The organism is Intestinimonas sp. HCP28S3_D6 (assembly GCF_052065695.1).
Taxonomy (GTDB): Bacteria; Bacillota; Clostridia; order Oscillospirales; family Oscillospiraceae; genus Intestinimonas.
Genome location: NZ_JBQHTM010000006.1, coordinates 1 through 26,275, shown reverse-complemented (window position 1 = coordinate 26,275; position 26,275 = coordinate 1). Strand labels below are relative to the sequence as shown.

Sequence of the window (26,275 nt, the reverse complement as noted above, 5' to 3'; positions counted from 1 at the left end):
TCCGCCACAAAAAGGAGCCTTTCGGCTCCTTTTTGATCTGTCGGGCGGTCAGCTCAGAGCGGTGTTGATACGCTTCTCCACATCCTCATAACTGGCATCCTGGGAAAGAACCAGCTCGGATATGAGGATCTGCTTGGCTGAGTGGAGCATCTTCCGTTCCCCCGTGGAGAGCCCCCGGTCCTCGTCCCGGAGCATCAGGCCCTTCACCACCCGGGCAACCTCCATCAGGTCCCCACTCTTGATCCGGAGCATGTTCTCCCGATAGCGGCGATTCCAATTCTGGGTCATGTCTACCTTGATGTTTGGCATAGCCGCAATGATCCGGTCGGCCGCGTCCCGATCCACTACGGGCCGCACCCCGATCTCCTCCGTGTGCTCGGTGGGTATCATGACTAGCATGCCCCCCACTGGCAGCTTTAGAATATAGTAGTCCCGCACCACGCCGTTGACCTTTTTGCTGACGATGCTGTCGATCACGCCGGCACCATGCATCGGATGGACGATCTTATCTCCTATCTGAAACATGATAACCACCTCCTTGACATGAAAAAATAACTTGACAAACCCAAAAATCAAGTTTATTATAAACCATTTATCACTATTTCGCAAGTAAAAAGCGCTATGTCTTCCGCAAAACAGGCGTCAAATCTCCGTCAATGATGTGAAAAGCGGTAAAAAAGGACCTGTCTCCTATAGAGACAGGTCCTTTTTTATCTAACGAGCCAACGAGGATTACTCCTCGTCCTCCACGGAAGCAGAATCCTCCAGCAGGGCACGGATGGACAGGGAGACCTTCTTGTTCTCCATGTCGATGTCGGTGATCTTCACGTCCACCATATCGCCCTCGGCCAGCACATCACCGGGCTTGTCGATGCGGTGATCAGCAATCTGGGATATGTGGATGAGGCCGTCCACGCCGGGAACGATCTCAGCAAAGGCACCGAAGGTCATCAGCTTGACAACCTTCACGTTGGCCACGTCGCCCACGCTGTACTTGTCGGTAAACACGGTCCAGGGATCCTGGCTCCGGTCCTTCATGCCCAGAGAGATCTTCTTCTTCTCGGGATCAAAGGAGATGACATACACGTCCACGGGGTCACCCACACTGACAACCTCGGAGGGGTGCTTGATGCGGCTCCAGGAGAGCTCGGAGATGTGGACCATGCCGTCCACGCCGCCGATGTCCACAAAGGCGCCATAAGAGGTCAGGGACTTCACAACACCGTTGTAGTGCTTGCCGTTCTCGATCTCAGCCCAGACCTTGGCGGCCTTCTCGGCGCGCTCAGCCTGCTCCACGGCACGGATGGAACCCACCACACGGCGGCGGGCACGGTTGACCTCGGTGATCTTCATGCGGACCTTCTGCTTCAGCAGAGCGGTCATGGCAGCGTCACGGGGCAGGCCGGTCTGAGAGGCGGGGATGAACACGCGCACACCCTTGACAGAAGCCACAACGCCGCCCTTGTTCTCCTCGGTGATGACACCTTCCACCACGGTGCCGGCCTCGCGGGCAGCCTCCACGTCATCCCAGCTCTTCACGGTGTCCAGGCGCTTCTTGGACAGGGTAACCACGCCCTCAGCATCGTTGACGCGCATGACGTAGGTCTCGATCTCGTCGCCCACCTTGACGATGTCCTCCACCTTCACGGTGGGATCGTCGGTCAGCTCGGATACAGGAATGTAGCCAGCATGCTTGGTGCCCAGATCCACGTAGATCTCAGTGGGCGTGATCTCAGTGACGACACCGGTGACCTTCTCTCCTGTATTTAAAGTTTTGATCGATTTCTCCAGCAGATCAGCGAAGGATTCCTCGATCTCCATGATTTCGTCGCTCATTTTGTCATAGACCTCCTTTATAATCCACCCGGGCGTTGATGCTCCCGCGGTGATGCCGATCGAAGCCGCCCCTGCGAAAGAGGCCGGTTCCAATTCCTCTGCCCCCTCAATGGCGACCACCCGGGGACAAAGGGCGCGACACAGCTCTGAAAGCCGCTTTGTATTGGAGCTTTTGCGATCTCCGATGACGATCATCGCATCGCAACAGGCTGCCAATTCCTGGGCTTCCGTCTGCCGTATATACGTAGCATTACATATTGTATCAAAAATTTCAGCGTTTGTACACTCTTTTTTTGCTGTTTCTATGGCGTGATCCCAAATTTTACGGGTCGATGTGGTCTGAGAGACCAGTGTAAGCGGCATTTTCCGCCGTTCCGGACACTCAGCGAGCCAAGCAGATAGGGCCTCCCCATCAGGCAACACCACCGGATGGCGGCACCAGCCGGCAATTGCCACGATCTCGGGGTGGTCGGGAGTACCGATGATGACCGGCTGCCGTCCCGCCGCCTCTGCCTCTGCCACCAGACGATGGATACGCTGAACATTGGGGCAGGCAGTATCTATGATCCGGCACCCCTTCTGCTCCAACGCGTCATGGACCCACTTGGCCTCCCCATGAGAACGAAGGATCACCGGCGCTCCCGGAGGGACCTCCTCCACTGTGCGGACCAGGAAAGCGCCCTCACGCTCCAGTTTGGACACCACATGGTCGTTGTGGATCACCGGACCCAGCAGTACAGCATTGCCAGCCTGAGCGGTCTGCTCCGCCATTTCAACCGCACGCTTCACGCCATAGCAGAAGCCGGCGGACTTGGCCAGTTCGATCCTCATACGACCTGTTCCCCCAGCTTACGGATGCGCCCCATGAGGTCGGTGGTGATGGCGTCGTACTCCTCCGCCGTCCCCTTCCGGCTGGACACCTGGGGCATATAAGGCTCACCGATAACCACAGTGGTCCGTCGGAACCAGGGTTTCCGTTCCGGTACATACACCGGAAGGATGGGCACACCGCACCGGACTGCCAGCATGGCAGCGCCGTTTTTAGCCTCGCCCTGCTCTCCTCTGCTCTCGTGGATCCGGTGCCCTTCCGGATAGAGGAGCACCTTCTCCCCTTCCTTTAAATACTTCATGGCCTGTTTGATAGCGCCTACATCGGACTTGCCCCGCTCCACGCCAAAAACTCCAACATGGCGGAGGATCCACCCAATAAAAGGGACACGCAGCAACTCCGCCTTCGCCATGGGGCGGAGCTGGTTTTTATGCTGGAAGGCAAAGGCCAGAAACAGGGGGTCAGACATAGCAGTGTGGTTTCCGCACACCAGCACGCCCCCCTCCGGGATATTCTCCCGGCCAATGGCGCGGCCCGGATGAACCAGATTGAAAAAAGGAAAGGCGATCATATAAATCACATTGTAAAAGGTTCTCATGCATTAAGCTCCCCTCTGACGGCGTCCAGCAGCGCCTGAAGGCTCTCCGCCAGATCAAGCTCGGTGGTGTCCACCAATACGGCATCCTCCGCCTGGCGGAGGGGGGCCGCTGCCCGGGTGGTGTCACGCCGGTCCCGCTCCACGATCTCCGCCAGCACGGTCTCTAGGTCCTGAGGTGTCCCCCGCTGGGCCAGCTCATCACATCGGCGTCGGGCCCGTGCTTCGGGAGAGGCGGTGAGAAAGATCTTGGCATCGGCCTGGGGCAGCACCACCGTGCCAATGTCTCGGCCGTCCATGACCACGTCGTGCTGACGGGCCAGCTCCCGCTGAGTGTCCATGAGGAAGTCCCGCACCGCCTGAATGGCGGATACCGACGACGCTGCCCTGGAAACCTCAGGGCGGCGTATGTCCTCGGTGACATCCCGACCGCACAGGTACATGTGCTGAAGGCCGTCACTGCTGTCGTAGGCCAGACGGATGTCGGCCTGGGGCAGCAGTGCCTGCACCGCTGCCGGGTCTGCCGGGTCCACTCCACGCTCCAAAGCCAACAGCGCCAGAGTCCGATAGATCGCGCCGGTGTCTACATAAAGAAAGCCAAGGGCCTTGGCAGCCTTCCGTGCCAAAGTGCTCTTTCCTGCCCCGGAGGGGCCGTCGATGGCTACGCTTTTATGTCCCATGTCTCTGCCTCCTATTTGTTCGACCCCGTCATTGGAGCCCCTCTACCGCCGCCTGTCCGGCCGCGCGGCCGGTGCACCAGGCAATCTGGAGGTTAAAGCCGCCGGTATAGGCGTCTACGTCCAGCAGCTCACCAGCAAGGTAAAGTCCTTGCGTTAGCTTGGAACCCATGGTCTTTGGATCTACCTCGGATACCTTGACACCTCCACTGGTGACAATGGCGTCCTCCACCGGGCGAGGCCCCACCACTGGGAAGGAGAATCCCTTTAACGTCTCCAACAGACGGCGGCGCTGAACCTTGGTAACGGCGTTGGCAGGCAAATTCGAAGGGATGTCCGCCCGCTTGGCCAGTACTGGAATCAGCAGCCTGGGTGCCAAGGTTTCCAGCACATTATGAAAAGCCCGGTTGGGCTGTCCGGTGAGCTCCCGCACCAGGCGATCATCCAGAGCGACTTCATCCAGGGCAGGCTTCAGATCGATGATCACCGTATAGTGGTCCTTTTCAAAATCCCGCATATGGGCACTGGCACTGAGAATCAAGGGACCGGAGAGGCCGAAGTGGGTGAAAAGCATTTCCCCTTGCTCCCTGAAAATCACCTTGCCCTTTTTGTTTTTGACTTTCACCACCACGTTCCGCAGGGAGAGGCCCTGCATGCTGGGGCACTCCTCCCCCTCCACCACCAGGGGAATTAGAGACGCCTTGGGGGGCAGTATGGTGTGGCCCAGGGCGGCGGCCATGACATAGCCGTCCCCGGTGGAGCCGGTAAGCGGATAGGACGCACCGCCGGTGGCCAGAATCACGGCGCTGCCGGCATAGCTACCCCGTTCTCCCTTTACCCCACTGACTGCTCCATGATCTGTGAGAATCTCCCGTGCCCGGTCCTGAATCAGGTCCACGCCGGACCGGCGCAAGGCAAAAAAGAGGGCGTCCACCACGTCAGCGGCCGTGTCGGACACCGGGAAGACCCGGTTGCCCCGCTCCGTCTTCAGCGGCACCCCCAAGTCGGTGAAGAATTCCTTGACCTCAGTGGGCGGGAAACGGGTGACGGCGCTGGTGAGGAACTTACCGTTCCGAGGCACATTGGAGAGCACCTCTGCCGGAGTGCAGTCATTGGTCAGGTTGCACCTGCCCTTGCCGGTGATATAGAGCTTCCGTCCCACCTTCTGGTTCCGCTCCAAGAGGGTAACAGATGCCCCCATCCGGGCAGCAGTCAGCGCCGCGAGCATGCCCGCGGCGCCGCCCCCTATGACAATGATACGCTTTTCTTTCTGCGTCAAATCAATTCTCTTCCTCTACTTGTTCATATACGCCATACTCTGACCAAATCTGCTCCAGAGTGGCAAAGGTCTGAGCCACGTCAGCGTTCTTCCGCCGGCCCACCGCCACGATAAGAGCGTTGATAAGGCTCAGCGGCGCCACCAGGGAGTCCACAAAGGAGGCCATGTCGCTCTTGGCCAGGAGTGTGACGGTGGCCATCTCCGCCAGGGGCGAGGTCTCCGAGTCGGTGAGCGCCACCACCTTGGCACCCCGGTCACGGGCGAAGCGCATGGCCTGCACTGTCCGGCTAGAGTACCGTGGAAAGCTGATGCCGATGACCACATCCTCACGGCTCACCCGCAGCAGCTGCTCAAAGGTCTCACTCACCGACGTGGTTCGGATGAGGAGCACGTCGTCAAAAATCAGATTGAAATAGAAGCCCAGAAAATCGGCCAGAGCCGCAGCCGAACGGGCCCCCACAATGTAGATCCGCCGTGCGGTCAGGATGGCGTCCACTGCCCGGTTGAAGCCACTGCGGTCCGCCTCCTCCAGAGTAAGGCGGATTTTCTCGATATCCGACTGCATCACGGTGGAGAGGATGTCGTGGTCCCCAATACGGTCGTTGGCTACCTCAATGCGTTGGATGGAGGTGAGCTTGCTGCGAATCATCTCCTGCAGGGCCTTCTGCATGCTTGGGTAGCCGTCGTAACCCAATTCGGCGGCAAAGCGCACAACGGTAGACTCACTGACATTGACCGTCTTACCCAGACGGCTGGCTGTCATGAAGGCGGCCTTGTCATAAGAGTCCAAAATAAAATGGGCAATGAGCTTCTGTCCTTTTGAAAAGGTCGGCATCCGATTCTGGATGGCAGTCAAAACATCCCTTGACATATAGGGGTACCCTCACATTTCCTCCCCGGCGCATTCCGGGCTACTGTACGGACCGATCAGCGAACACATACCGTTTTCGACAATGGTCCAACAGATACTATCATAGCGGGAAACGGGAGGAAAATCAAGCACGATCTGCAAGGCGGGATCTCTCCTCCTGCATACTCACAGCGACTTGAGAATAGCGACCTCTTCGTCGGTGAGATAACGCCACTTCCCAAGCTTGAGACCGCCCAGCTGGACCTGACCCTCCCGGACCCGGCGCAGGGCTTTCACCGTCAGGCCCACCTGCTGACACATCCGGCGGATCTGCCGGTTCTTCCCTTCGTGGATCTGGAAGGAGAGCAAATTGGGGCCCAGCCGGTCCACCTTCGCCGGCGCCAGAGCCACACCATCCAGTTCCATGGGGCCGTTTAGCACTGGCAGTGCGGCTTCGATGTCCCCGGTGACCATCACTAAGTACTGCTTGTCCACCTCATGGCTGGGGTGGATAAGCCGGTGGGTGAGCTCGCCATCGTTGGTGAGGAGGAGCAACCCTTCAGAGTCCAGGTCCAGCCGGCCCACCGGCCACACCCGGACCCCACAGTCGGTCACCAGCTGGGCCACCGTGGGCCGTCCCTCCTCGTCGGAGAGGGTGGTTACATAGCCTCTGGGTTTGTTGAGCATGAGATAGACCGGCTCTGCCGCCGGCCCCACCTCCACCCCGTCCAGGGCCACTTGGTCCCGGGTCAGATCGGCTTTGTCGCCCAACTTGGCGGTCTGGCCGTTGACAGTGACCCGCCCGGCCTCGATATAGTCCTCCGCAGTCCGCCGGGAGCAGAGTCCAGCGGCGGAGAGCAGCTTTTGCAGGCGTTCCTCCATGAGGGGCACCTCTTTCTTCAGATGTACGGGCGGGCTACCCCGCCCAGGGGAACAGGGACCAGAGCCGCTCCAAAGGGCCGGCCTCAGGCGCCTGATCGGAATGAACTCCGGCAGCGCACACCAGGGAGGTCTCCCCGATGGTTGCCCCGTTCAGAGTGAATACCAGAGCACCCACTGGCACATCGTCGGCCACTGGTGTCTGGAGATCATCGGGCAGCTTCAGCTCGGCCCGGACCTGCTCGGACTCTGTCAGAGGGTACCACACCTCCTCCGCCGTCCGCACCGGGACTGCGGGTATCAGGGACCCGGAGGTCTTCACCAGCCCCACCGTCTTACCAGAACTGGCTAGCAGACACCGTGGATAGGTTTCGAAGCCGTAGTCAAAGAGGGCGGCGTGATCCTTCCAGTCGTCTGGATCGCTGAGGGTAACGCACAGCAGCAGCTGGCCATCCCGCCGGGCGGCCGACACCAGGGTTCGGCCGGAGGAACGGGTATACCCTGTCTTCATGCCTACGCAGTCGGGATAGAGGCTCAGCAGCTTGTTGTGGTTGACGAAGGTCCTGGTCCCGATGGTGGCCGACTTGGTGGAGACCACCTTGGCCACCAGCTCATTGTCCATGCAGGCCGCCGCCAAAATGGCCATGTCGGCAGCGGTGGAGTAATGGTTCTCGTCGTCCAGGCCATTGGGGTTGGCAAACCGTGTGTCAGACATCCCCAGCGACCGGGCTTTTTCGTTCATCCTGGCCACAAAGGACTCCACGTCCCCGGCACAGTATCGGGCCAGAGCCAGAGCGGCGTCGTTACCTGACTGGAGCAGCAGGCCGTAAAAGAGGGCCTCCACCGTGACGGTCTCCCCCACCTTTAGATACATGGAGGAACCTTCGGTAAGGGTGTCCTCCCGCAGGACTTCCACCTGAGCGCTCAGATCGGTGACCAACTCCGCCGCCACCAGGGCCGTCATCAGCTTGGTGGTGCTGGCAATGCCTCGGCGAGTGTGGGCGTCTTTCTGATAGAGGACCCGGCCGCTCTCGGCATCCACCAGGATGGCTGAGGACGCCGATATGACCGGCTCCGCCGCCTGGGCAGCGGGACAGAGCAGAGATAAAGCCAGCAAAAGGGCGGCAAAGCACTTCAAGGGGCATCACCTCAACAGATAGATGCCGTTAGTATGCCAGCCGTTCTCTTGGATTATCCCGCTCACCGCTCCGGTCAGTCACAGATGTGGGGGCTAATTACTCTGCGAATTCCTTCTTTTCTTTGTCCTGCTTCTCGATAAAGCCAGTGACCTTGTCGAACATCTCAGGCACCAGCTCTACCACTCGGTCCACCGCGTTCCCGGCGGGAGGCGCCACAGGCAGCAGCTTCACAGAGTCACCTTTGATGATGAGGAAGGCTACCGGAGCAATGTTGACGCCGGCGCCGCTGCCGCCGCCGAAGGAGTTATCAGCGTCCGGCTTCTGGTTCTTGGTGGTAAAATCACTGCCGCCGGAGGCGAAGCCGAAGGACAGCCGGGACACCGGGATGAGGGTCACGCCGTCGTCGGTGTGGATGGGAGTGCCCACAATGGTGTTGACGTCCACCATCTCCCGGATCTTCTGCATGGTAGTGGACATGAGCTCACTGATGGGATGGTTCTTTTCCATATGGTACCGCCCTTTCTGTTGTGTGTTTGGCCGTTTTTTCCGTCTCGTTCTGCCGCCGCCAGCGGAGCAGCACACCCAGCGCCTGCCACCCGAAGCACAACGCAAAAGCCACTCCCTGCCCCACGGTCAGGGACAGGGCCGCCTTGGCCTGCACCTCCGAGTGAGCCCGCTGAAAATCTGCCGCCGTTCGAATGTCGCGCTGGCGGATATGGAAATTCTGCTCCAAAAGGGGCAGGACCATACCGATGATGGCGTTGGCGCTGCCATAGGCCACCGCCACAGAGGCCGGATCACTGCCGGCCAGCAGGATGTGGGCCTCCAGCAGGTCCACAGAGATCTTTTGCCGGAGGCTGCCCGCCGCCCGCAGGGCCACCGGCAGCAGCTCCCAGAGGAGGGACAGCCTCTCACCGTTGCCCGGCTCAGCCTCCTCCCTCTTCTTCTGCGGCTTTGGCTTTTGGGACTTTCCCGGCTTCTTTTTCTTTTGTTTCAAAGGATAGACCCGCAGCGCCGCCGGTCCCGCCCGGAGGTGAACGGTGAGCTGCCCGCCGTCATATTCCGCCCTCACTCCGACCCGGATGAGGGATATCAGAATCAAAGCGGCCAGGATACACGCCAGGATCACCCAGATCACACGGCCTCAGCCTCCCTCCCCGGCGCCCATCTCCGCCCGGGCCAGAGTCTCCGCCGCCGAGCGCAGCTCCTCTTCGGTGGGCTCCTCGCCCTCCTCCCGCAGGTCACGCAGCTTTTCCAGGGCCGCCTGCATATCCATGCTCAGCTGACCCTCCTCCGGCGCGGCGGCAGGGAGCTCGGGGAGCTCGTCCAGGCTGCTCAGGCCGAAGGAGCGCAGGAAGACCGGCGTGGTCCGGTAGAGGATGGGCCGCCCGGGCACGGCCAGCCGGCCGCACTCCTCAATGAGCTCCCGGTCCAGCAGCAGGCCCACGGTGTAGGCGCTGTCCACACCCCGGACCTGATCCACATAGGCCCGGGTGGTGGGCTGGTAGTAGGCGATGATGGCTAGCACCTCCAGGGCAGGCGGAGACAGCTTCGGCGGACGCCGGCTCTCAAAGGTCTTACGGATGAGGTCGGCATGCTCCGGCGCCGAACAGAGCTGGTAGCTGGTGTCCAGACGCACCAGCCGGATGCCTCGGCGGTGGTAGCTGTAATCGTCCATCAGCTTCTGGGCCACCGCATCCGCCGTGGCCCGGTCGATCTCCAGAGCCAGACACAGCCGCTCCACGCCCACCGGCTCACCGGCGGCGAACAGGATGCCCTCCATGGCCGATTCGAGCTCTTTCAAATCTGTCAAAGGCTCCTCCCCCTTCCGTGTGTCAGTAGGCGTCGGTGGAGAACTCCATCTGGGTCTCCCCTTCCCCGGTACAGGTCACCGTGCAGTCGGTATCAGTGCCCGCCAGACGGATACGCCTGGCCTTACACAGCTCTAGCACGGCGATAAAGGTGGCCACCACCTCCGAGCGGCTCCGGTTGCCCTGGAACAGGGCCTGAAACCGGGTAACACCAAAGCGGACCAGCCGCTGGATAAGCTCAGCCGCCTTCTCCGACACCGGGTAGGGTTCCCGACCCACGATGCCGTCAAAGGCACTCACCGGCGGCGGCAGCAGGGTACCCATCCGCTCCCGTACTGCCAGCATGGCCCGACGCAAATCGTCCCTATCGTGGACATAGCAGTAGGTCCGGTCGGCAGGCATGGCCTCCGGCCCTTTGGTAATGTAGTCCCTGCCCAGCTCAAACCGGTCGGAGAGCTCCGGCACCACTGCCTTGATTTTTAAATAGTCCTCGTGGCGCTGGTGGGCTTCCAGGGAGGCGATGAGCTGTTCCATCTCGGAAAGGGCCTCCTCATCGTGGATGGAGAGGAGCATCCGAGACTTGATAAAGACCAGTTGGGCCGCCATGGTGACGAACTCACTGGCCACCTCCAGGTCCAGCTCCTTCCGCCGGTCCATCCAGTCCAGGTACTGGTCCAGGATCACGGAGATCTGGATGTCTTTGATCTCCATCTTGTTCTTGCTCAGCAGGGCCAGGATGAGGTCCAGAGGGCCGGTGAAATCCTCCAGGTCCTCCGCCTTGGCCTTCACCACTTTTTCCAGATGATAGATGGGTCCGTCCAACGGCGTCCTCTTCCTTTCGTCTTATGTGAGCAGATAGTAGGGCCAGGCCGCTCCCCGGAGCAGCAGGTCCAGCACCCAGGTCCGTGCGGCACTTAGAGGGGCACTGAACACCCCCAGCCAGAGCAGCACCATGAGAACAAGCATTCCCCACCGCTCATAGCGCATGAGCTGATAGTAGGCCCGGTCAGGCAAAAAGGCACCCAGCACCTTGGAGCCGTCCAGCGGCGGGAAAGGGATCAGGTTGAAGATGCCCAGACCCACGTTGAGAACAGCGAGAGTCTCACAGAAGCCGATAACCCCCTCCAGAAGGGCGGAACTGTGGTGGTATAAGGCCAGTAGGACTGCCCGGAGCAGCAGTGCCAGATAGGCCATGCCCAGATTGGAGACCGGACCCGCCAGTGCAGTGATGGCCATACCTAGCTTGGGATTTCGGAAATACCGCGGGTCCACCGGCACGGGCTTGGCCCAGCCGAAGCCGGCTACCAGCATCATGAGGGCGCCAAAGGGATCAATGTGCCGCAGGGGATTGAGGGAGAGCCGGTGGAGCCGCTTGGCGGTTGGGTCCCCCAGGGCCCAGGCCGCCAGACCGTGGCAGGTCTCGTGGACCGTCAGGCACAGTAAGATAGCCGCAACTGACAACAATAGGTCAACTAGGCCCGCCCAGTCCATATGTTGCGCAAAATTGGAAAAATTAACCAAACACCGGACCTCCTTTTGGGTCGTCCTGAGTCAGAAGTTTCCTTTGCAGGGTGGCGAGCTCCCCCTCCGTTAAGCCAATGGCCCGGAGATAACCTGAGACAGAGCCGTACTTCTCCTCCAGCAGATCCAGACAGTCGCCCAAATACTCCGCCTTAGAGGCTCCAGCAAATGCTGAGAGGTCCGGGACCTTTTTTCTGATATGATGGATGACATCCGCCAGATAAGTTTCTGACACCTGGTAATCGGCCAGCAGATCGGCCCGCTCCACGCCGACAAGGCCCAACAGCAGAGCGGCCATCAGACCAGTACGGTCCTTTCCCGCCGTGCAGTGGAAGAGGACGCCGCCGGGTGCGGCTGCCACCGTCCTCAGGGCCTTGGCCACCAAGTCGGAGCCCTCCAGCATCCGAAAATAACCCCGCCCCACATCTGTCTCCAGGTTGGGCATACCGTCTCCCTCCGTCAGGAGAGGACAGTGGAAGTAGTGAAAGTCGGGCTGAGAGGCCAACTGGTCGGGCTTGCGTCCGGTTTCCGCCTCGTTCCGCAGGTCCACCACCGTGGTGATGTCCCGATCTAGAAGCCAGCGCAAGTCCTCCTCTGTCAGGTGCTCAGGGTTATCTCCCCGAAGGAGCCTCTCCCAGGCCGTCTTCCCACCCCCGGGAACGGGGTAGCCACCCAGATCCCGTAGATTATACATTCTTCCCAGTGGGATGTGTCGCAGCATAGCTCCGCCCCCTTTCATTGGTTCGACATTATATTAAGTATATCAGTTTGTGCCCAAAAGCACAAGGTTGAGCTGGTCACACCACCCGGCTGCGCAGGGTACCGATGCCCTGGATCTCCACCTCCACAGTGTCGCCCGGCATCATGGGGCCAATGCCGGCAGGAGTGCCAGTGGACACCAGGTCACCGGGCTCCAGGGTCATGGAGGCGGTGATGAAGGCCAGCATCTCGGGGATCTTGGTCATAAAGAGAGACGTCCGGGAGGACTGGACCGTCTTGCCGTTGAGACGGGTCTCCAGAATCAGGTCAGTGGGGTCCACCTCGTCGGTGACCACCGGTCCCACCGGGGCAAAGCCGTCCATGCACTTGCCCCGGGTCCACTGGCCATCCCCCTTCTGGACATCCCGGGCGGTGACGTCGTTGAGGCAGGTGAAGCCCAGGATGTAGTTCCACACCTCGTCAGGCTTCAGGTCCTTGGCCCGCTTCTTCATAACAATAGCCAGCTCACCCTCATAGTCCAGGCGCCTGACGAAATCCGGGGCGTGGACCTCCCCCTCCGGATCATTGACGCAATTGGGGGTCTTGATAAAGAGGATGGGCTGCTCGGGCACGCCCTCTCCCATCTCCTCGGCGTGGTCCTTGTAGTTCTTGCCCACACACACGATCTTCCCCGGCTCGCAGGGGGCCAGGAGCCGGCACTTTTCCAGCTCCCAGGTCTTGCCGTCATAATACTCGGTATCCCCGGCATACGGGGGGTATTTCAGGGTGTGGACCACCTCTCCGTCCAGCACCCCCCAGCGGACCTTGCCCAGCCGCTCCACGCGGACATATCTCATCGGAATCCCTCCCCAATGTGCTCAGCCAACTCACCCAGCAGGGCGTCTCGGCCTTCTCCCTTCTCAGCTGAGAAGGGAATTACCTTTACAGATTCGTCCAGCTCCAGCGTCTCACGGATGCGCTGGAGGTTGGGCTCGATCTCGCTTTTCTTCAGCTTGTCCAGCTTGTTGGCCACCACCACAAAGGGCCGGCCGGTCTCTTTGAACCAGTTGCCCATGGTGCAGTCGTCCGCCGTGGGCTTGTGCCGGGCATCCACCAGCATACACCCCAGGGTCATGAGGCTGGGGTCGTCGAACCAGGACTGGATGAGCCGGCCCCACCGGGCCTTTTCCGCCTGGGAGACCTTGGCGTAGCCGTAGCCCGGCAGGTCCACCAGATAGAATTTCCCGTCGATCTTGAAGTAGTTGATGTGAGTGGTCTTCCCCGGCGCACTGCCCACCCGCGCAAAGTTCTTGCGGCCCAGAATACGGTTGATCACCGAGGATTTGCCCACATTGGAGCGGCCGGAAAAAACAATCTGGGGCAGCCCGTCTCGAGGAAAGTCCTCTTTCTTGGCTGCGGAGCGGATAAATTCCGCCATCTGTAAATTGATCATGGCTCCTCCCCCATCACTGCTTCAAATCCAGAGAGCGCACCGTCCCCTGAACGGGCTCAGACAATGCCTCTAGATCAGGCAGAGCCTGAGCCCCATCCGTCTCCAGAACCACCGAGAGCACCTGATCCACCTGCTCTACAGGCACGAACTTCAGCGCCGCACGGACGGTCTGGTCGATCTCCTCTAAGTCACTCACGTTCTCTGCGGGGATGAGGACCGTCTTCATGCCATTGCGCAGGGCGGCCATGGTCTTCTCCCGCAAGCCTCCGATGGGTAGCACTCTACCACGTAAAGTAACTTCGCCTGTCATTGCCACGTCCTGCCGCACCGGCGTATTGGTGAGAGCGGAGACCATGGCAGTTGTGATGGTGATGCCAGCCGAGGGGCCATCCTTGGGCACGGCGCCCTCCGGGAAGTGGACATGGATGTCTTTGGTCTTGTAGAAGTCCTCGTCGATGCCCAGGCGCTGAGCCCGGCTGCGGATATAACTCAGGGCCGCCTTGGCAGACTCCTTCATCACGTCGCCCAGATTACCGGTTAGCTCCACCTTGCCCGTACCGGGCACCACGTTGACCTCTACCTGGAGCATCTCGCCCCCCACCTGAGTCCAGGCCAGACCGTTGACCACACCCACCAGGCTCTCGGTCTCCCGGCGGTCCGGATGATAGGGCTTGGGTCCCAAAAATCCTTCCAGGTCAGAGGCTGTCAGGCAGATCTGCTTCACATCTCCGGAGACGATCTTCATGGCGGTTTTGCGGCACAGAGCGCCGATCCGGCGCTCCAGCACCCGGACGCCGGACTCCCTGGTGTAGCCGGTAATGAGGGCCCGGATGGCGTCGTCGGTGAGCTTGAGCTGAGTCTTCTTCAGGCCGTGGCGCTTGCGCTCCTTGGGCAGCAAATATTCCTTGGCGATCTGGAGCTTCTCTTCATCGGTATAGCTGGAGAGCTCAATGACCTCCATCCGGTCCAGCAGCGGCCGGGGAATGGTGTCAGTGGTATTGGCGGTGGTGATGAAGAAGACTTCAGAGAGATCGAAGGGCACCTCCAGGAAATTGTCCCGGAATGTGCTGTTTTGCTCTCCGTCCAGCACCTCCAGCAGAGCAGAGGCTGGGTCGCCGTGGATATCAGAGGCCAGCTTGTCAATTTCATCCAGCAGCAGCAGTGGGTTGCAGCTCCCAGCCCGGCGAATGCCGTCGATGATACGGCCGGGCATAGCACCCACGTAGGTCTTCCGGTGGCCCCGGATCTCAGCCTCGTCGTGGACGCCGCCCAGAGAGATCCGGGTCAGCTTCCGGCCGGTGGCCCGGGCCACAGACATGGCAATGGATGTCTTGCCCACACCTGGCGGGCCCACCAGGCAGATTACCTGACCCTTGAGCTCCGGCGCCAGCTGCCGTACGGCCAGGAACTCAAGGATGCGCTCCTTCACCTTCTGGAGGCCGTAGTGGTCGGCGTCCAGGATCTTCCGAGCTGCTGCCACGTCGGTACGCTCCTTGGTGCGCTTGTTCCAGGGCAGGTCCAGCAGCACATCCAGGTAGTTTCGGATGACGGTGGCTTCGGCGGAGCCGAAGGGCTGCTTGGAGAGCCGTGAGAGCTCCTTTTCCGCCTTCTTGGCAACCTCCTCAGGGAGTCCCGCCTTCTCGATACGGGCGCGGTACTCATCCTGCTCGCTGTCGCCATCCTCGCTCTCTCCCAGCTCCTGTCGGAGGACCTTGAGCTGCTCACGCAGAACATAGTCCCGCTGGTTGTCGGCCAGTTGCTCCCGGACCTTAGACTGGACCTCCTGTTCCAGCTCCAGAATGGAAACCTCCCGGCTCAGGGCGTGGGCCAGCTTGGTGAGGCGCCGCACAGGCTGGAGCTCCTCCAGGATGGCCTGCTTATCTGAAGCCCGCATAGCGATGTTCTGGGCGATATAATCGGCAATATAGCCAGGGTCCTCACTGGCAAGCACACTGATGAGCACATCGCCGGTCATCCGGGGAGAGAGTTCGGCGTAGCGCTCAAAAAGCTCATAAGTACTGCGGATGAGGGCCTCGGTCCGGGGGGTGTTCCGGGTGTGCTCCGGCAAAGCGAGCACCTCCACCTCACCCTGAAGGAAGGGTGTGGTCTTGCCCAGACTCAGCAGACGGCCCCGGGAGGAGCCCTCCACCATGACGCGCACGTTGTCCCCCGGTAGGCGTAGGATCTGCTTGACATTGGAGACGGTACCAACGGTATAAAGGTCCTTCTCCCCTGGCTCTTCCACGGTGAGGTCCCGCTGGGCTACTAGGAAGATGGGCTGGCCCTCGGTCATGGCCTCATCCAGAGCCTTGATGGAGGCACCCCGGCCCACATCGAAGTGGAGGAGCATATTAGGAAAAATAGTAAGGCCCCGGAGCGCCAGCACCGGCATGGTGGTAATGGTATTGGGTTCAATGGTCATCTCGGATCACTTCCTAAAAACAAGCAGGACGGGAGACATGCCCCCGTCCTGCTCTTTCGCTTTTTTAAGATACGTTGCTCTGGGTCCGCAGACCTCCGTGCTCGGCCCGGAGAGCCGCGCCGCCCAGACGGGGACGGGCGGGCCGGTCCGGATCCCGGATCAGCTCCGGCTGCGCCCGGTCGGTGACACAAGCCGGGGTGATGATCACTTTGGCAATAGTACTATCGGAAGGCACGTCGTACATGACCTGAGTCATGACCTCCTCCAGCACCGCCCGGAGCCCACGGGCACCGATGCCACGCTCAATGGCCTTCTCAGCCACCGCGGTGAGGGCCTCAGGCTGGAACTCCAGCTCTACCTCGTCATACTCCAGCAGCTTCTTGTACTGCTTCACCAAGGCGTTCTTGGGCTCGGTGAGAATACGCACCAGCTGCTCCTTCCCCAGGGACTGGAGGGCAGTGATGACGGGCAGACGCCCCACCAGCTCGGGGATAATGCCGAATTTCAGAAGGTCATGGGGCTGGATTTCCCGCAGAAGCGCCGAGATATCCCGCTCCTTTTTGCTCTCGATCTCAGCCCCAAAGCCAATAGACTTCTTGTCCAGGCGCTGCTCAATGATCTTATCAATGCCGTCAAAGGCACCGCCGCAGATGAAGAGGATGTTTTTGGTGTCGATCTGGATAAATTCCTGGTGAGGGTGTTTACGACCACCCTGAGGGGGCACGTTGGCCACGGTACCCTCCAGGATCTTCAACAGAGCCTGCTGGACGCCCTCGCCGGACACGTCCCGGGTGATAGAGGTGTTCTCGCTCTTCCGGGCAATCTTGTCGATCTCATCCACGTAGATGATGCCCCGCTGGGCCAGCTCAATGTCGTAGTCAGCCGCCTGGACCAGACGAAGAAGAATATTCTCCACATCGTCGCCCACATAGCCAGCCTCGGTAAGAGTGGTGGCATCGGCAATGGCAAAGGGCACCTTCAGAATCCGGGCCAGAGTCTGGGCAAAGAGGGTCTTGCCGCAGCCTGTGGGACCCATGAGGAGGATATTGCTCTTCTGAAGCTCCACATCGTCTCCGCCGCCAAAATAGATGCGCTTATAGTGGTTGTAGACCGCCACGGAGAGCGCTACCTTGGCTGCCTCCTGACCAATGATATACTCATCCAGTACATCCCGGATCTCACGGGGAGTGGGAATCACATCTGGGATGTCGGCCCGGTCCTCGATAGGCTCGTCGCCCGCTTCGTCCAGAATGCTCATGCACAGCTGGACGCACTCATTGCAGATATAAGCCCCAGGTCCGGCGATGATCCGGGCCACCTGCTCCTGGTGCTTGCCGCAGAAGGAGCAGCGGACCGACCGTTTGTCGTCGTTTTTAGGCATGGGTTTCACCTCTTTGTTTGGGCCCAATGGCCCAGGGTCAGGCATGGCAATGCCACGCCCCGAAACGTGGTCAAGAGGAGCGAAGGCCTCGGTCTCCGCTCCCCTTTCCACTCCGTCCTGGTCCGGCAGAGCCGTCCGGGACGGTCTTCATCACTTTCTGGTGATGACCTTGTCGATGAGGCCGTAGGACACGGCCTCATCGGCGGACATAAAGTTGTCGCGCTCGCAGTCGGCGGTAACCACTTCGATGGGCTTGCCGGTGTTCTCGGATAGGATGTGGTTCATCCGCTTCTTGATGATCTCCAGCCGTTTGAGGTGGATGGCCATGTCCGTGATCTGGCCCTGGGTGCCAGCCGAAGGCTGGTGGATCATGATCTCCGCGTTGGGCAGGGCAAAGCGCTTGCCCTTGGCACCGGAGGAGAGCAGGAAGGCACCCATGCTGGCGGCCATACCAATACAGATGGTGGACACATCGCACTTGACATACTGCATGGTATCATAGATGGCCATGCCGTCGGTGACAGAACCGCCGGGGCTGTTGATGTAGAACTGGATGTCCTTGTCTGGGTCCTGTGCCTCCAGGTAGAGAAGCTGGGCCACGACCAGGCTGGCGGTGGTGGCATTGACCTCCTCACCCAGGAAGACGATCCGGTCGTTGAGCAGCCGGGAGAAGATGTCGTAGGAACGCTCTCCCCGGTTGGTCTGCTCCACCACATAGGGTACGAGGCTGGATTGGAACATAGCGATAAAATCTCCTTTTTCCACTGGCCCTTTCCGGGCCAAAAACAGTGTACGCTGGAAAGTATGCCCGAATGGAGGAAGGTTATTCCTTCTCTGCGGACTCCTCGGCCTTGTCAGGGGTACCCTTCTTGGCGCGGGTGGCGCGCTTCTTAGGAGCAGCCTCACCCTCAGCGGCGGGCTCCTCCTCCTTGGCGGCCTTCTTCTTGGTGGTCTTCTTGGGCTTCTCCGCCTTGGCCTCAGCCTTCACCAGCTCCATGGCCTTCCGGCGCAGGAGAGTAGCCTTCACATCCTCAGCATCGGCAGCAGCCTTGACCTGGTCCACCTCCATGCCGTACTGTTCGGCCAGAGCCTTATACTCGGTCTCCAGCTCCTCATCGGTAACGGTCATGTTCTCGGCAGCGGCCACGGCATCCAGCGCCATCTCGATCTTGATCTGGTGCTCAGCGGCAGCCTTGGCCTGCTCACGCATGGCGTCCAGAGTCTGGCCGGTCATCTGCAGGTACTGCTGGAAGGGCAGGCCCTGGCGCTCAAAGCGGTTGGCATATTCCTGGAGCACCTGATCACCGCGGAAATCGATCATGGCCTGAGGCAGCTCCACCTTCAGCTCGCTGATCAGGGCGTCGGTAACAGCATCCTCAAAAGCGTGCTGGGCAGCGTGCTCACGGCGCTCCCGCAGCTTGCTCTCCAGATCCTTCTTGAACTCCTCCAGGGTGTCGAACTCGGACACGTCCTTGGCGAACTCGTCGTCCACCACAGGGGCCTGGGGCTCCTTCACCTCGTGGACCTTCACCTTGAAGACCACGTCCTTTCCGGCCAGCTCGGGGGTATACTCCTCGGGGAAAGTGACGTTCAGGTCCTTCTCATCACCGGGCTTCATACCCACAACGCCCTCTTCAAAGCCGGGGATAAAGGAGTGGGAGCCCAGCTCCAGAGCGTGGTTCTCACCCTTGCCGCCCTCGAAAGGCACGCCGTCCTTGAAGCCCTCGAAGTCGATGAGGACGGTGTCGCCCTCCTTGGCCTCGCGCTCCACGTTCACCAGACGGGTGGCCCGCTGGATGTAGGGCTTGAGCTCGTTCTCCACGTCCTCGGCGGTAATCTCCACCTCTTCCTTGGAGGCAGTCAGGCCCTTATAATTGCCGATCTCAAAGGGAGGACGAACGGTGACCAGAGCCTTGAAAGTGAAGCCATCCTTGCCCACCTCCAGGACCTCCACCTTGGGGTAGGCCACGGGGTCCAGGCCCTCCTGCTCCACGGCCTGGGCATAAGCGGTAGGATAGAGCTCGTCGATGGCGTCCTGATAGAACACGCCGGAGCCATACATTCCCTCAATGATCTTCCGGGGGGCATGGCCCTTCCGGAAGCCGGGGACAGCGATGCTCTTCCGGTTCTTGCGATAGACCTTGTCCACCGCGGCCTCAAACTCCTCGGCGCCCACCTCGATGACCAGCTCGACGGCGCTGTTCTCCTGATTTTCTTTACTCTTGACGTTCATCTACTTACTTCCTCCTGAATGTGTAATATCAGAATCCTATCTATAGTACCAAATCTTTTCGGACTTTTCCACTCTTTTTTTCAAAATCGAAAAAATTCTTCTTTGGGGCTTTACGGCAGCACCAGTTTGGGCACGAAACGCAGGTAGTCGGCGGCCACTAGGCGGTAGTCCACCCCATTGCGCTCTCCCTCGATAGCCAGCCGGTGGCTGCCCCCGTGGAGGTGGCCGTAGAAACACCGCTCCACCCCGTAGCGCTCCAGCAGTGCCAGGATCTCAGGGCAGGTATAGCCCTGGTAGAGAGGCGGGTAGTGGAGAAAACACAGCTTGGGTTTGTCCCCCGCCGCCTTCAGTGATGCCTCTAGACGGATGAGCTCCCGGTTGAAGACCTTTTCGTTGTGCCCCTGCTGGTCCTCCTCATAGAACCATCCACGGGTGCCGCACAGGGCGATGTCCCCGTAGAAGTGACAGTTGTTGTGGAGGATGTCCAGGGTCTGGAAGCCGTTCTCGACAAAAAACTTTTTCATTTTGGAAGCAGTGGTCCACCAGTAGTCGTGGTTGCCCTTCAAAAGGAGCTTCCGCCGTCCCGGCAGGGCATCCAGCCAGGCGAAGTCGGCTTTGGCCTGCTCCAGGCTCATCCCCCAGGAGATGTCCCCGCACAGGACTACCGTATCCTCCCCCCCTACCACGCCAAAGCCGGCAGAGAGTTTTTCCACATATCCCTCCCAGGCGCCTCCAAAGACATCCATGGGCTTGTTGGCCCCCAGGGAGAGATGGGGGTCGCCCAAGGCGAATAGAGCCATGGGTCTACCTCCTTCTCCACCTTACCGGAGCATCTCCAGCACCCGGTCGGACATGTTCTCCTTCTCGGTGACCTGCTGGAAGCGGATCTCCTTCCCTTTCAGATTGGCCAGAGGGGCGGGCACCGGCACGCCGGTGACCTTGGAGAGCTGGTCCAGAATATCGGTGCCAGCAGCCAGGTCGGTGACGCCCAGAGCGCCCAGCACGTTGTCGCAGAACTTGAAGGGGCTGGCGGTAGACACCACCACGGTGGGGGTGTCGTCCCCGGTCTCCCGGCGGTACTCCTCCAGCACGTGGAAGGCCACGGCGGTATGGGTGTCAATGAGGTAGTTCTTGCCCTTCCACATCTTGGCGATCATGGCCTGGGTCTCGGCGTCCCCACAGCAGCCGGCGGCGAAGTTTTTGTCCAGCTGCTTCTTCACCTTCTCGCTGACCTCGTAGCGGCCTTCGGAGGCCAGAGCGGACATGTACTCCTTCACGGCCACATCGTCCCGCTCCGTGAACTCGAAGAGCATCCGCTCCAGGTTGGAGGAGATCAAGATGTCCATGGAGGGGGACATGGTATTATAGAAAGGCCGGTTCCGGTCGTAGACGCCGGTCTTGATGAAGTCGGTGAGGACGTTGTTCTGGTTGGAGGCACAGATCAGCTTGTGAATGGGCACCCCCATCTGCTTAGCGTAGTAGGCTGAGAGGATGTTGCCAAAATTGCCTGTGGGTACACAGACATTGATAGGGTCACCCTTCTGGAGCTTACCTTCCTTGAGAAGATCGCAGTAGGCCGAGATGTAATAGACGATCTGCGGCAGAATTCGGCCCCAGTTGATGGAGTTGGCCGAGGAGAAGAAATAGCCCCGCCCGGCCAGGGTGTCCCGGAGGGCTGCGTCGGAGAAGAGTCGCTTCACGCCGGTCTGAGCATCGTCAAAGTTGCCCACCACGGCGCAGACACCCACGTTGTCCCCCTCCTGGGTCTGCATCTGGAGCTGCTGGATGTCGGAGACGCCGTCCTTGGGATAGAACACCAGAATACGGGTCCGGTCCACGTCCTTGAAGCCCTCCAGGGCGGCCTTTCCGGTATCTCCGGAGGTGGCCACCAGAATGCACACCGTCTTCTGCTCCTCATTCTTGCTCAGAGAAGCCGATAGCAGGTGGGGCAGCATCTGAAGGGCCATATCCTTGAAGGCACAGGTGGGTCCATGCCAAAGCTCCAGGCAGTAGGTCTTGTCGTCCAGCTGCCGTACCGGCGCCACAGCCTTGGTATCAAACTTATCGGGACCGTAGGCCCGGGTGGCATAGGCGGAGAGCTCAGAGGCCGTGAAGTCATCCAGGTAAGAGCCCATCACAAAGACCGCCCGCTGCTGATAGGACATATCGGTCATGGTTTTTAGTCCGTTGGGAGAGAGCTTGGGCAGCACTTCCGGCGTCAGCAGACCGCCGTCCAGGGCCAGCCCTTGGGCGATCGCCTGGGCCGCGCTGCATTTCTGGTTTTTGTTTCTTGTGCTTACATACTGCATACTTCGTTCACGACCCTCATCAGATTAGAATAGAAGACCTTCTCCAGCAGCGCTTCGCTGTAATTGCGCCGGAGCAGGTGCTCATAGAGCTTTTCCATGTCCTGGATGCCGTTCATGCCCCGAGGCATACTGGTGATCCCGTCCCAGTCGCCGCCTATGGACACGTTATTCTCCCCGCCCAGGGCGAGGAAGTGCTCCAGGTGGGAGACCACCGTGTCAAAATCCGGGTCATCTCCCAGGAAGCCGGCGTACATGTTGAGGCCGGCTACCCCATTGGTGTTTATTATGGCAGTAAATTGCTCATCGGTCAAGTTCCTCGGATGAGGAAATACGGACCGGGAGTTGGAATGGGTGGCCACTACCGGCCGTTCGGTGATCTCCATCACATCCCAGAAACCAGGATCAGACAGGTGGGATACGTCTACCAGCATCCCCAACTCTCCCATCGTCTTCACAAAGGCCCTTCCCTGTTCAGACAGGCCCCGGTCCTGCTTCTCGGCATTGGTACCAGAGAGGGCGTTGGGGTGGTTCCAGGTAATGTTCACGATGCGGACCCCCATCCGATGGGCCATTCGAAGCTTTTCCAGATCACAGTCCAGAAGTTCTGCACCCTCCGCAGACAGAAAGGCCGCCGTTTTTCCAGCGGCAAAGGCCGCCTCAGCCTCAGCGCCGGTCCGACAGAAGACTACCAGATCGGCATTGGCATCTATCTCGCTTCGAAAGAGGGCGTATTCCTCCAGAAAGACCTCCCACAGCGACCGGCCCGGCATGTCCTCTGGGGAACCAAAGGTGGCAAAAAACTGGGCCCAGCGGCCCTTGCCCTGCCGACGCTCCAGGTCCAAGTGACCCGTCTGGCGTCGAAGCCCGCCGCCCTCCAGGTAACATTCTAATATGGTATCACAGTGTCCGTCAAACAGATCCATGGCTAAAACGCATCCTCTATGTAGTCGATTTCCGGTTTACGGGTGGCTGTACCCTCCGGGGCGTAGACCTCCGCTACGTCGAAGCGTGGCTGGAGCTCAGTAGGGTGTTCCTGCAGGTAAAGCTGGGCCGATATCCGCACCCGCTCCTGCTTTCCCCGGTCCACGAAGGCCTTAGCCGGAGCAAACGCGGCACTTTTCCTTAGCTTCACTTCTGTAAAGATAATATACTTGTCATTTACTGCAATCAGGTCGATCTCACCGAAGCGGCACCGCCAGCCGGCGGAAACAACTCGCCAGCCCCTAACTCGTAGCCAATCCGCCACTTGGGTCTCTCCCCAGCGGCCCAGCAGCCGCCGGTCTCCCCCCGTCACGGTATCTCACCGCCGGCATAAAACTTTTTGAGAAAGCTCTTCCGGTGGATGGGACAGGGACCGTACTGCCGCAACAGTTCATAGTGGCGCTTGGTGGGATAGCCCTTGTGGCGTTCAAACTCGTACTCCGGGTACGCCTTGGCCATCTCCTCCATGTATCGGTCCCGGCTCACTTTAGCCAGAATAGAGGCCGCCGCGATATTGGCACTGAGGCTGTCTCCCTTAATGACGGTGCGGTGTGAACAGGAAATTCCCTTGTCACGATTCCCGTCGATGAGGGCAAAGTCCGCCGCCGGGTCCAGGCCCCGGATAGCCCGGTCCATGGCCAGCAGGCGGGCAGAAAGGATGTTGATCTCATCGATGGTGGCCGCATCCACCGAGGTCACCGACCAGGCCACCGCCTTCTCCCGGATCTCATCAAACAGCCGGTCCCGCTGCTTTGGGGTCAGCTTTTTGGAATCGTTGAGGCCTTCCGGGACCCATCCCCAGGGCAGGATCACCGCCGCAGCGTACACATCCCCGGCCAGAGGACCAGCCCCCGCCTCGTCGGCGCCGCACACCATCAGGGCACCCTCCTGCCGGCACTGGTTCTCGATGGCCCAGAGATCAGTCTGTTCCATCTTCTTCGACTCCTTTCGGTATCTCAAGTGTAAAGCGCCCAAGCTTGCCGCCTCGAAACTCATCCAGCAGCACTCTCGCCATACGGTTGAGGTCCACTTCGCCCCCGGAGATAAGGAAGCCGCGCTTCCGGCCAGCCGCCTCCAGCAGCTCCCAGCCGGGGGTGCCCGGCTCCGGGGTCAGCTTATAGCGGTCAGCCAGAGCCTGAGGGTATCGGTCGGCCAGTTCCTCCATCAGGGTACAGCCCAGCTCCTCCACGTCCATGATGTCGTCTTTAATGGCGCCGGCATAAGCTAGACGGCGGCCCACCTCCTGATCCTCGAACTTGGGCCAGAGGATGCCTGGGGTGTCCAGCAGGTCCAGGCCAGCATCTACCGCCACCCACTGCTTGCCCCGGGTGACGCCTGGGCGGTCCTGGGCCTTGGCCGACTTGCGTTTGGCCACCTTATTGATAAAGGTGGATTTTCCTACGTTAGGCACACCTACCACCATCACCCGGACGGGGCGGCCCACCTGGCCCTTCTCCCGCCACCGGGCGATCTGCTCCTTCAGGGCCGCCTTTGCCACATTGGAGAACTGATCCACACCCTTTCCCGTTTTGCTGTCGGTCTCCAACACGGCGCAGCCCCGGTTCCGGAACCATTTGCCCCAGGCCTTGTTCAGTGCCGGGTCGGCCTGATCCGCCCGGTTGAGGACGATGAGCCGAGGCTTGCTCCCCACCAACTCATCAATGTCCGGATTCCGACTGGACCGCGGGATACGGGCGTCGATGACCTCCGCCACCAGGTCCACCAGCTTCAGATCCGCCTCGATCATCCGGCGGGTCTTGGTCATGTGGCCAGGATACCATTGGATATTCAAGCCCTTTCGCTCCTTCCTCCGCAATCTTGCGCCTTCGCGCCATATTGGAGTTTATTATACAACACTTTCAGGCGAAATGAAAAGAGTTCTGTTGCCTTTTTGAAAAAGAATACAAAAAAGGAGCGGCGAACCGCTCCTTTTCCGTAAGGATTTTCTTACAGCTTCTCCTTGATCTTGGCGCTCTTGCCCACACGGTCACGCAGGTAGTAGAGCTTAGCCCGGCGCACCTTACCGGTACGAACGGTCTCGATCTTCTCAATGACGGGAGAGTGGAGGGGGAAGACCTTCTCCACGCCGACGCCGTAGGAGACACGGCGAACGGTAAAGGTCTCGGCGATGCCACCGTGCTTCTTGGCGATCACAGTGCCCTCGAAGACCTGGATACGCTCACGGTTACCTTCCTTGACCTTGATGTGCACCCGGACGGTGTCGCCCACTTCCACCTTGGGGGGCTCGGCCTTCAGGTACTTCTCATTGAAATTCTGCATGAGATCCATTTTTACTTCCTCCTGTTTATAGGCGTTCGTGCCGGCTTTACCGCCGCTCCTCCCTTTCGGGAGCGGCACCGCAGAGGACCACCCTTTATCAAAGCCAAAATATGATACCATGGAAAGCAGAAAAATGCAAGTCTATTTTTCCATTTTTCTCTCTCGGCAAGTTCTAATATGTAATTGGACAAGCGTTCCTGGGTTCCTAGGTCCGCTTGTCCAAAATTTATATAGGGGTATAGCCCCAGGAAGGAAGGCTCTATATGGGCAAGGAATTCACTGTCAGTACGGATTATGAGGGATATGTGTTCCTGGGCTGGGCGTCCGGCATGTTTGAGACGGATAAAGGTGCGAAGATGCCTTATCACAACATGTATGTGCTGTCTCCGGTCAGCTCCTATGTGTCGGAGGATTATCAGGCGTCCGGGATGAAGGCGGAGAAGAAGAAGTGCGTCTCCGCTGATGTCTGGCAGGATCTGGAGCCCGGTACCCGCGTGAAGCTGTTTTTCGACGACAAGAAGCGGGTCGTCATGGCAGCGGTAGACGAGTAAGTGAATCGTTCACCTCCGGCCGGGTCGCTCCCGGCCGGAGGCCCCCTCCGCTAACAGGGGGGCACAACCTACAAGAGAGCAAACGGGGGGCCGATTATGGACAATCAGGAAAACGTGGTGATCTATGACTGGCTGTCATTCACCAGCAAGATCCACACGCCGGAAGAGATCATTGACGCTCTGGGTCTGTCTCATTGTCCCTGGACAGAGACCAAAGGTGCCCGTGGCTATATGAATCGTCTGTATTTCGGCTGTATCTCCGTACATTTTAATGGCCGTGAGGACATGGGCGTGTGGTGTGAAATGTCCGGTCAGGGTTGCCGGAACTTTGAGGATCTCACCACGCTGCCCAACCGGTGGGAAGATCTGCTCTCTTTCATCCACTCCAACCAGCTACATATGACCCGTCTGGACGTGGCCTATGATGACCATACCGGTATTCTAGGGAATCTCTGATTTAATCCGCACTACCATAAAGGCTCCGGATGTGGGATAATAACACTATCAACGCAATGGTGGTGTATGGGGATGAAGAAACAGGAAACATTTA

At 59.7% G+C, this 26,275-nt stretch carries 29 protein-coding genes; 2 read left to right on the top strand and 27 right to left on the bottom strand.

Translation table 11 applies throughout. The annotated features are described in order from the left end of the window. Positions 1-48: 48 nt before the first annotated feature. The 27 genes from ACTNBK_RS03420 to rplS all read right to left on the bottom strand — a co-directional run bounded on the left by ACTNBK_RS03420 (position 49) and on the right by rplS (position 25,183). Positions 49-525 carry a CarD family transcriptional regulator gene (locus tag ACTNBK_RS03420; RefSeq protein ID WP_294510979.1) on the bottom strand — a complete coding sequence of 159 codons (477 nt, stop codon included), beginning with the start codon at positions 523-525 and terminating at the stop codon, positions 49-51. A 207-nt stretch (positions 526-732) separates the two neighbouring features. Next, on the bottom strand, positions 733-2,667 hold the full coding sequence (locus tag ACTNBK_RS03415; protein WP_441143623.1) for a bifunctional 4-hydroxy-3-methylbut-2-enyl diphosphate reductase/30S ribosomal protein S1: 1,935 nt from the start codon (positions 2,665-2,667) through the stop codon (positions 733-735). Next, positions 2,664-3,263, bottom strand: coding sequence for a lysophospholipid acyltransferase family protein (locus tag ACTNBK_RS03410; protein WP_441143621.1), 600 nt, complete (start codon positions 3,261-3,263; stop codon positions 2,664-2,666). Before ACTNBK_RS03410 ends, ACTNBK_RS03415 begins: the two co-directional genes overlap by 4 nt. Further along, positions 3,260-3,940: a (d)CMP kinase gene (gene cmk / locus ACTNBK_RS03405; protein ID WP_441143619.1), complete on the bottom strand. Its 681-nt coding sequence runs from the start codon at positions 3,938-3,940 to the stop codon at positions 3,260-3,262. Before cmk ends, ACTNBK_RS03410 begins: the two co-directional genes overlap by 4 nt. 28 nt (positions 3,941-3,968) lie before the next feature. Then, positions 3,969-5,216 (bottom strand): NAD(P)/FAD-dependent oxidoreductase, encoded by a 1,248-nt coding sequence (locus ACTNBK_RS03400; protein WP_441143617.1) that lies wholly within the window; start codon positions 5,214-5,216, stop codon positions 3,969-3,971. A gap of 1 nt (position 5,217) precedes the next feature. Next, the gene (locus ACTNBK_RS03395) at positions 5,218-6,087 is read right to left on the bottom strand and encodes a MurR/RpiR family transcriptional regulator (RefSeq protein ID WP_441143615.1); all 870 of its coding nucleotides are present in this window, start codon (positions 6,085-6,087) and stop codon (positions 5,218-5,220) included. A gap of 165 nt (positions 6,088-6,252) precedes the next feature. Next, a complete protein-coding gene (locus tag ACTNBK_RS03390; RefSeq protein WP_441143613.1) occupies positions 6,253-6,948 on the bottom strand; it encodes a pseudouridine synthase in 696 nt (231 codons plus the stop codon). A gap of 34 nt (positions 6,949-6,982) precedes the next feature. Further along, positions 6,983-8,083, bottom strand: a complete 1,101-nt coding sequence (locus ACTNBK_RS03385; RefSeq protein ID WP_441143611.1) for a D-alanyl-D-alanine carboxypeptidase family protein — start codon at positions 8,081-8,083, stop codon at positions 6,983-6,985. Between the two features lie 97 nt (positions 8,084-8,180). Then, on the bottom strand, positions 8,181-8,591 hold the full coding sequence (gene ytfJ, locus ACTNBK_RS03380; RefSeq protein WP_130850088.1) for a GerW family sporulation protein: 411 nt from the start codon (positions 8,589-8,591) through the stop codon (positions 8,181-8,183). Next, positions 8,566-9,222, bottom strand: coding sequence for a DUF2953 domain-containing protein (locus ACTNBK_RS03375; protein ID WP_441143609.1), 657 nt, complete (start codon positions 9,220-9,222; stop codon positions 8,566-8,568). Before ACTNBK_RS03375 ends, ytfJ begins: the two co-directional genes overlap by 26 nt. A 6-nt stretch (positions 9,223-9,228) precedes the next feature. Beyond that, a complete protein-coding gene (scpB, locus tag ACTNBK_RS03370) occupies positions 9,229-9,867 on the bottom strand; it encodes an SMC-Scp complex subunit ScpB (protein WP_441143769.1) in 639 nt (212 codons plus the stop codon). A 52-nt stretch (positions 9,868-9,919) separates the two neighbouring features. Next, the gene (locus ACTNBK_RS03365) at positions 9,920-10,717 is read right to left on the bottom strand and encodes a segregation and condensation protein A (RefSeq protein ID WP_441143607.1); all 798 of its coding nucleotides are present in this window, start codon (positions 10,715-10,717) and stop codon (positions 9,920-9,922) included. A gap of 21 nt (positions 10,718-10,738) precedes the next feature. Then, entirely contained in the window at positions 10,739-11,416 is a 678-nt protein-coding gene (locus tag ACTNBK_RS03360) for a site-2 protease family protein (protein ID WP_441143605.1), read from the bottom strand. After that, the gene (locus ACTNBK_RS03355; protein ID WP_441143603.1) at positions 11,409-12,137 is read right to left on the bottom strand and encodes a tyrosine-protein phosphatase; all 729 of its coding nucleotides are present in this window, start codon (positions 12,135-12,137) and stop codon (positions 11,409-11,411) included. Before ACTNBK_RS03355 ends, ACTNBK_RS03360 begins: the two co-directional genes overlap by 8 nt. A gap of 76 nt (positions 12,138-12,213) precedes the next feature. Continuing rightward, positions 12,214-12,972 carry a fumarylacetoacetate hydrolase family protein gene (locus tag ACTNBK_RS03350; RefSeq protein WP_441143601.1) on the bottom strand — a complete coding sequence of 253 codons (759 nt, stop codon included), beginning with the start codon at positions 12,970-12,972 and terminating at the stop codon, positions 12,214-12,216. Next, positions 12,969-13,568 (bottom strand): ribosome biogenesis GTP-binding protein YihA/YsxC, encoded by a 600-nt coding sequence (gene yihA, locus ACTNBK_RS03345; protein WP_441143599.1) that lies wholly within the window; start codon positions 13,566-13,568, stop codon positions 12,969-12,971. Before yihA ends, ACTNBK_RS03350 begins: the two co-directional genes overlap by 4 nt. 13 nt (positions 13,569-13,581) lie before the next feature. Continuing rightward, positions 13,582-15,990 (bottom strand): endopeptidase La, encoded by a 2,409-nt coding sequence (gene lon, locus ACTNBK_RS03340; protein ID WP_441143597.1) that lies wholly within the window; start codon positions 15,988-15,990, stop codon positions 13,582-13,584. Between the two features lie 64 nt (positions 15,991-16,054). Next, complete coding sequence (clpX, locus tag ACTNBK_RS03335; RefSeq protein WP_130850094.1) at positions 16,055-17,371, bottom strand: ATP-dependent Clp protease ATP-binding subunit ClpX; 1,317 nt, start codon at positions 17,369-17,371, stop codon at positions 16,055-16,057. A 150-nt stretch (positions 17,372-17,521) separates the two neighbouring features. Next, positions 17,522-18,112 carry an ATP-dependent Clp endopeptidase proteolytic subunit ClpP gene (clpP, locus tag ACTNBK_RS03330; RefSeq protein ID WP_130850095.1) on the bottom strand — a complete coding sequence of 197 codons (591 nt, stop codon included), beginning with the start codon at positions 18,110-18,112 and terminating at the stop codon, positions 17,522-17,524. Between the two features lie 82 nt (positions 18,113-18,194). Beyond that, positions 18,195-19,604 (bottom strand): trigger factor, encoded by a 1,410-nt coding sequence (gene tig / locus ACTNBK_RS03325; protein WP_441143594.1) that lies wholly within the window; start codon positions 19,602-19,604, stop codon positions 18,195-18,197. A gap of 110 nt (positions 19,605-19,714) precedes the next feature. Beyond that, on the bottom strand, positions 19,715-20,404 hold the full coding sequence (locus tag ACTNBK_RS03320; RefSeq protein WP_441143592.1) for a metallophosphoesterase: 690 nt from the start codon (positions 20,402-20,404) through the stop codon (positions 19,715-19,717). Positions 20,405-20,425: 21 nt separating this feature from the next. Further along, positions 20,426-21,913, bottom strand: coding sequence for a threonine synthase (thrC, locus tag ACTNBK_RS03315; RefSeq protein ID WP_441143590.1), 1,488 nt, complete (start codon positions 21,911-21,913; stop codon positions 20,426-20,428). Continuing rightward, a complete protein-coding gene (locus tag ACTNBK_RS03310) occupies positions 21,901-22,836 on the bottom strand; it encodes a dipeptidase (RefSeq protein WP_441143589.1) in 936 nt (311 codons plus the stop codon). The genes thrC and ACTNBK_RS03310 overlap by 13 nt, the downstream gene beginning before the upstream one ends. A 2-nt stretch (positions 22,837-22,838) precedes the next feature. Further along, positions 22,839-23,207: a YraN family protein gene (locus ACTNBK_RS03305; RefSeq protein WP_441143587.1), complete on the bottom strand. Its 369-nt coding sequence runs from the start codon at positions 23,205-23,207 to the stop codon at positions 22,839-22,841. Continuing rightward, positions 23,204-23,827: a ribonuclease HII gene (locus ACTNBK_RS03300; protein WP_441143585.1), complete on the bottom strand. Its 624-nt coding sequence runs from the start codon at positions 23,825-23,827 to the stop codon at positions 23,204-23,206. Before ACTNBK_RS03300 ends, ACTNBK_RS03305 begins: the two co-directional genes overlap by 4 nt. Further along, positions 23,814-24,686 (bottom strand): ribosome biogenesis GTPase YlqF, encoded by an 873-nt coding sequence (ylqF, locus tag ACTNBK_RS03295; protein ID WP_441143583.1) that lies wholly within the window; start codon positions 24,684-24,686, stop codon positions 23,814-23,816. Before ylqF ends, ACTNBK_RS03300 begins: the two co-directional genes overlap by 14 nt. Positions 24,687-24,841: 155 nt before the next feature. Beyond that, positions 24,842-25,183 (bottom strand): 50S ribosomal protein L19, encoded by a 342-nt coding sequence (gene rplS / locus ACTNBK_RS03290; protein WP_130850103.1) that lies wholly within the window; start codon positions 25,181-25,183, stop codon positions 24,842-24,844. A 254-nt stretch (positions 25,184-25,437) separates the two neighbouring features. On the opposite strand from rplS, the gene ACTNBK_RS03285 reads away from it, so the two are divergent. Further along, a complete protein-coding gene (locus ACTNBK_RS03285) occupies positions 25,438-25,725 on the top strand; it encodes a hypothetical protein (protein ID WP_441143581.1) in 288 nt (95 codons plus the stop codon). Positions 25,726-25,821: 96 nt separating this feature from the next. Further along, on the top strand, positions 25,822-26,181 hold the full coding sequence (locus ACTNBK_RS03280; RefSeq protein ID WP_441143579.1) for a hypothetical protein: 360 nt from the start codon (positions 25,822-25,824) through the stop codon (positions 26,179-26,181). Positions 26,182-26,275: the final 94 nt, after the last annotated feature.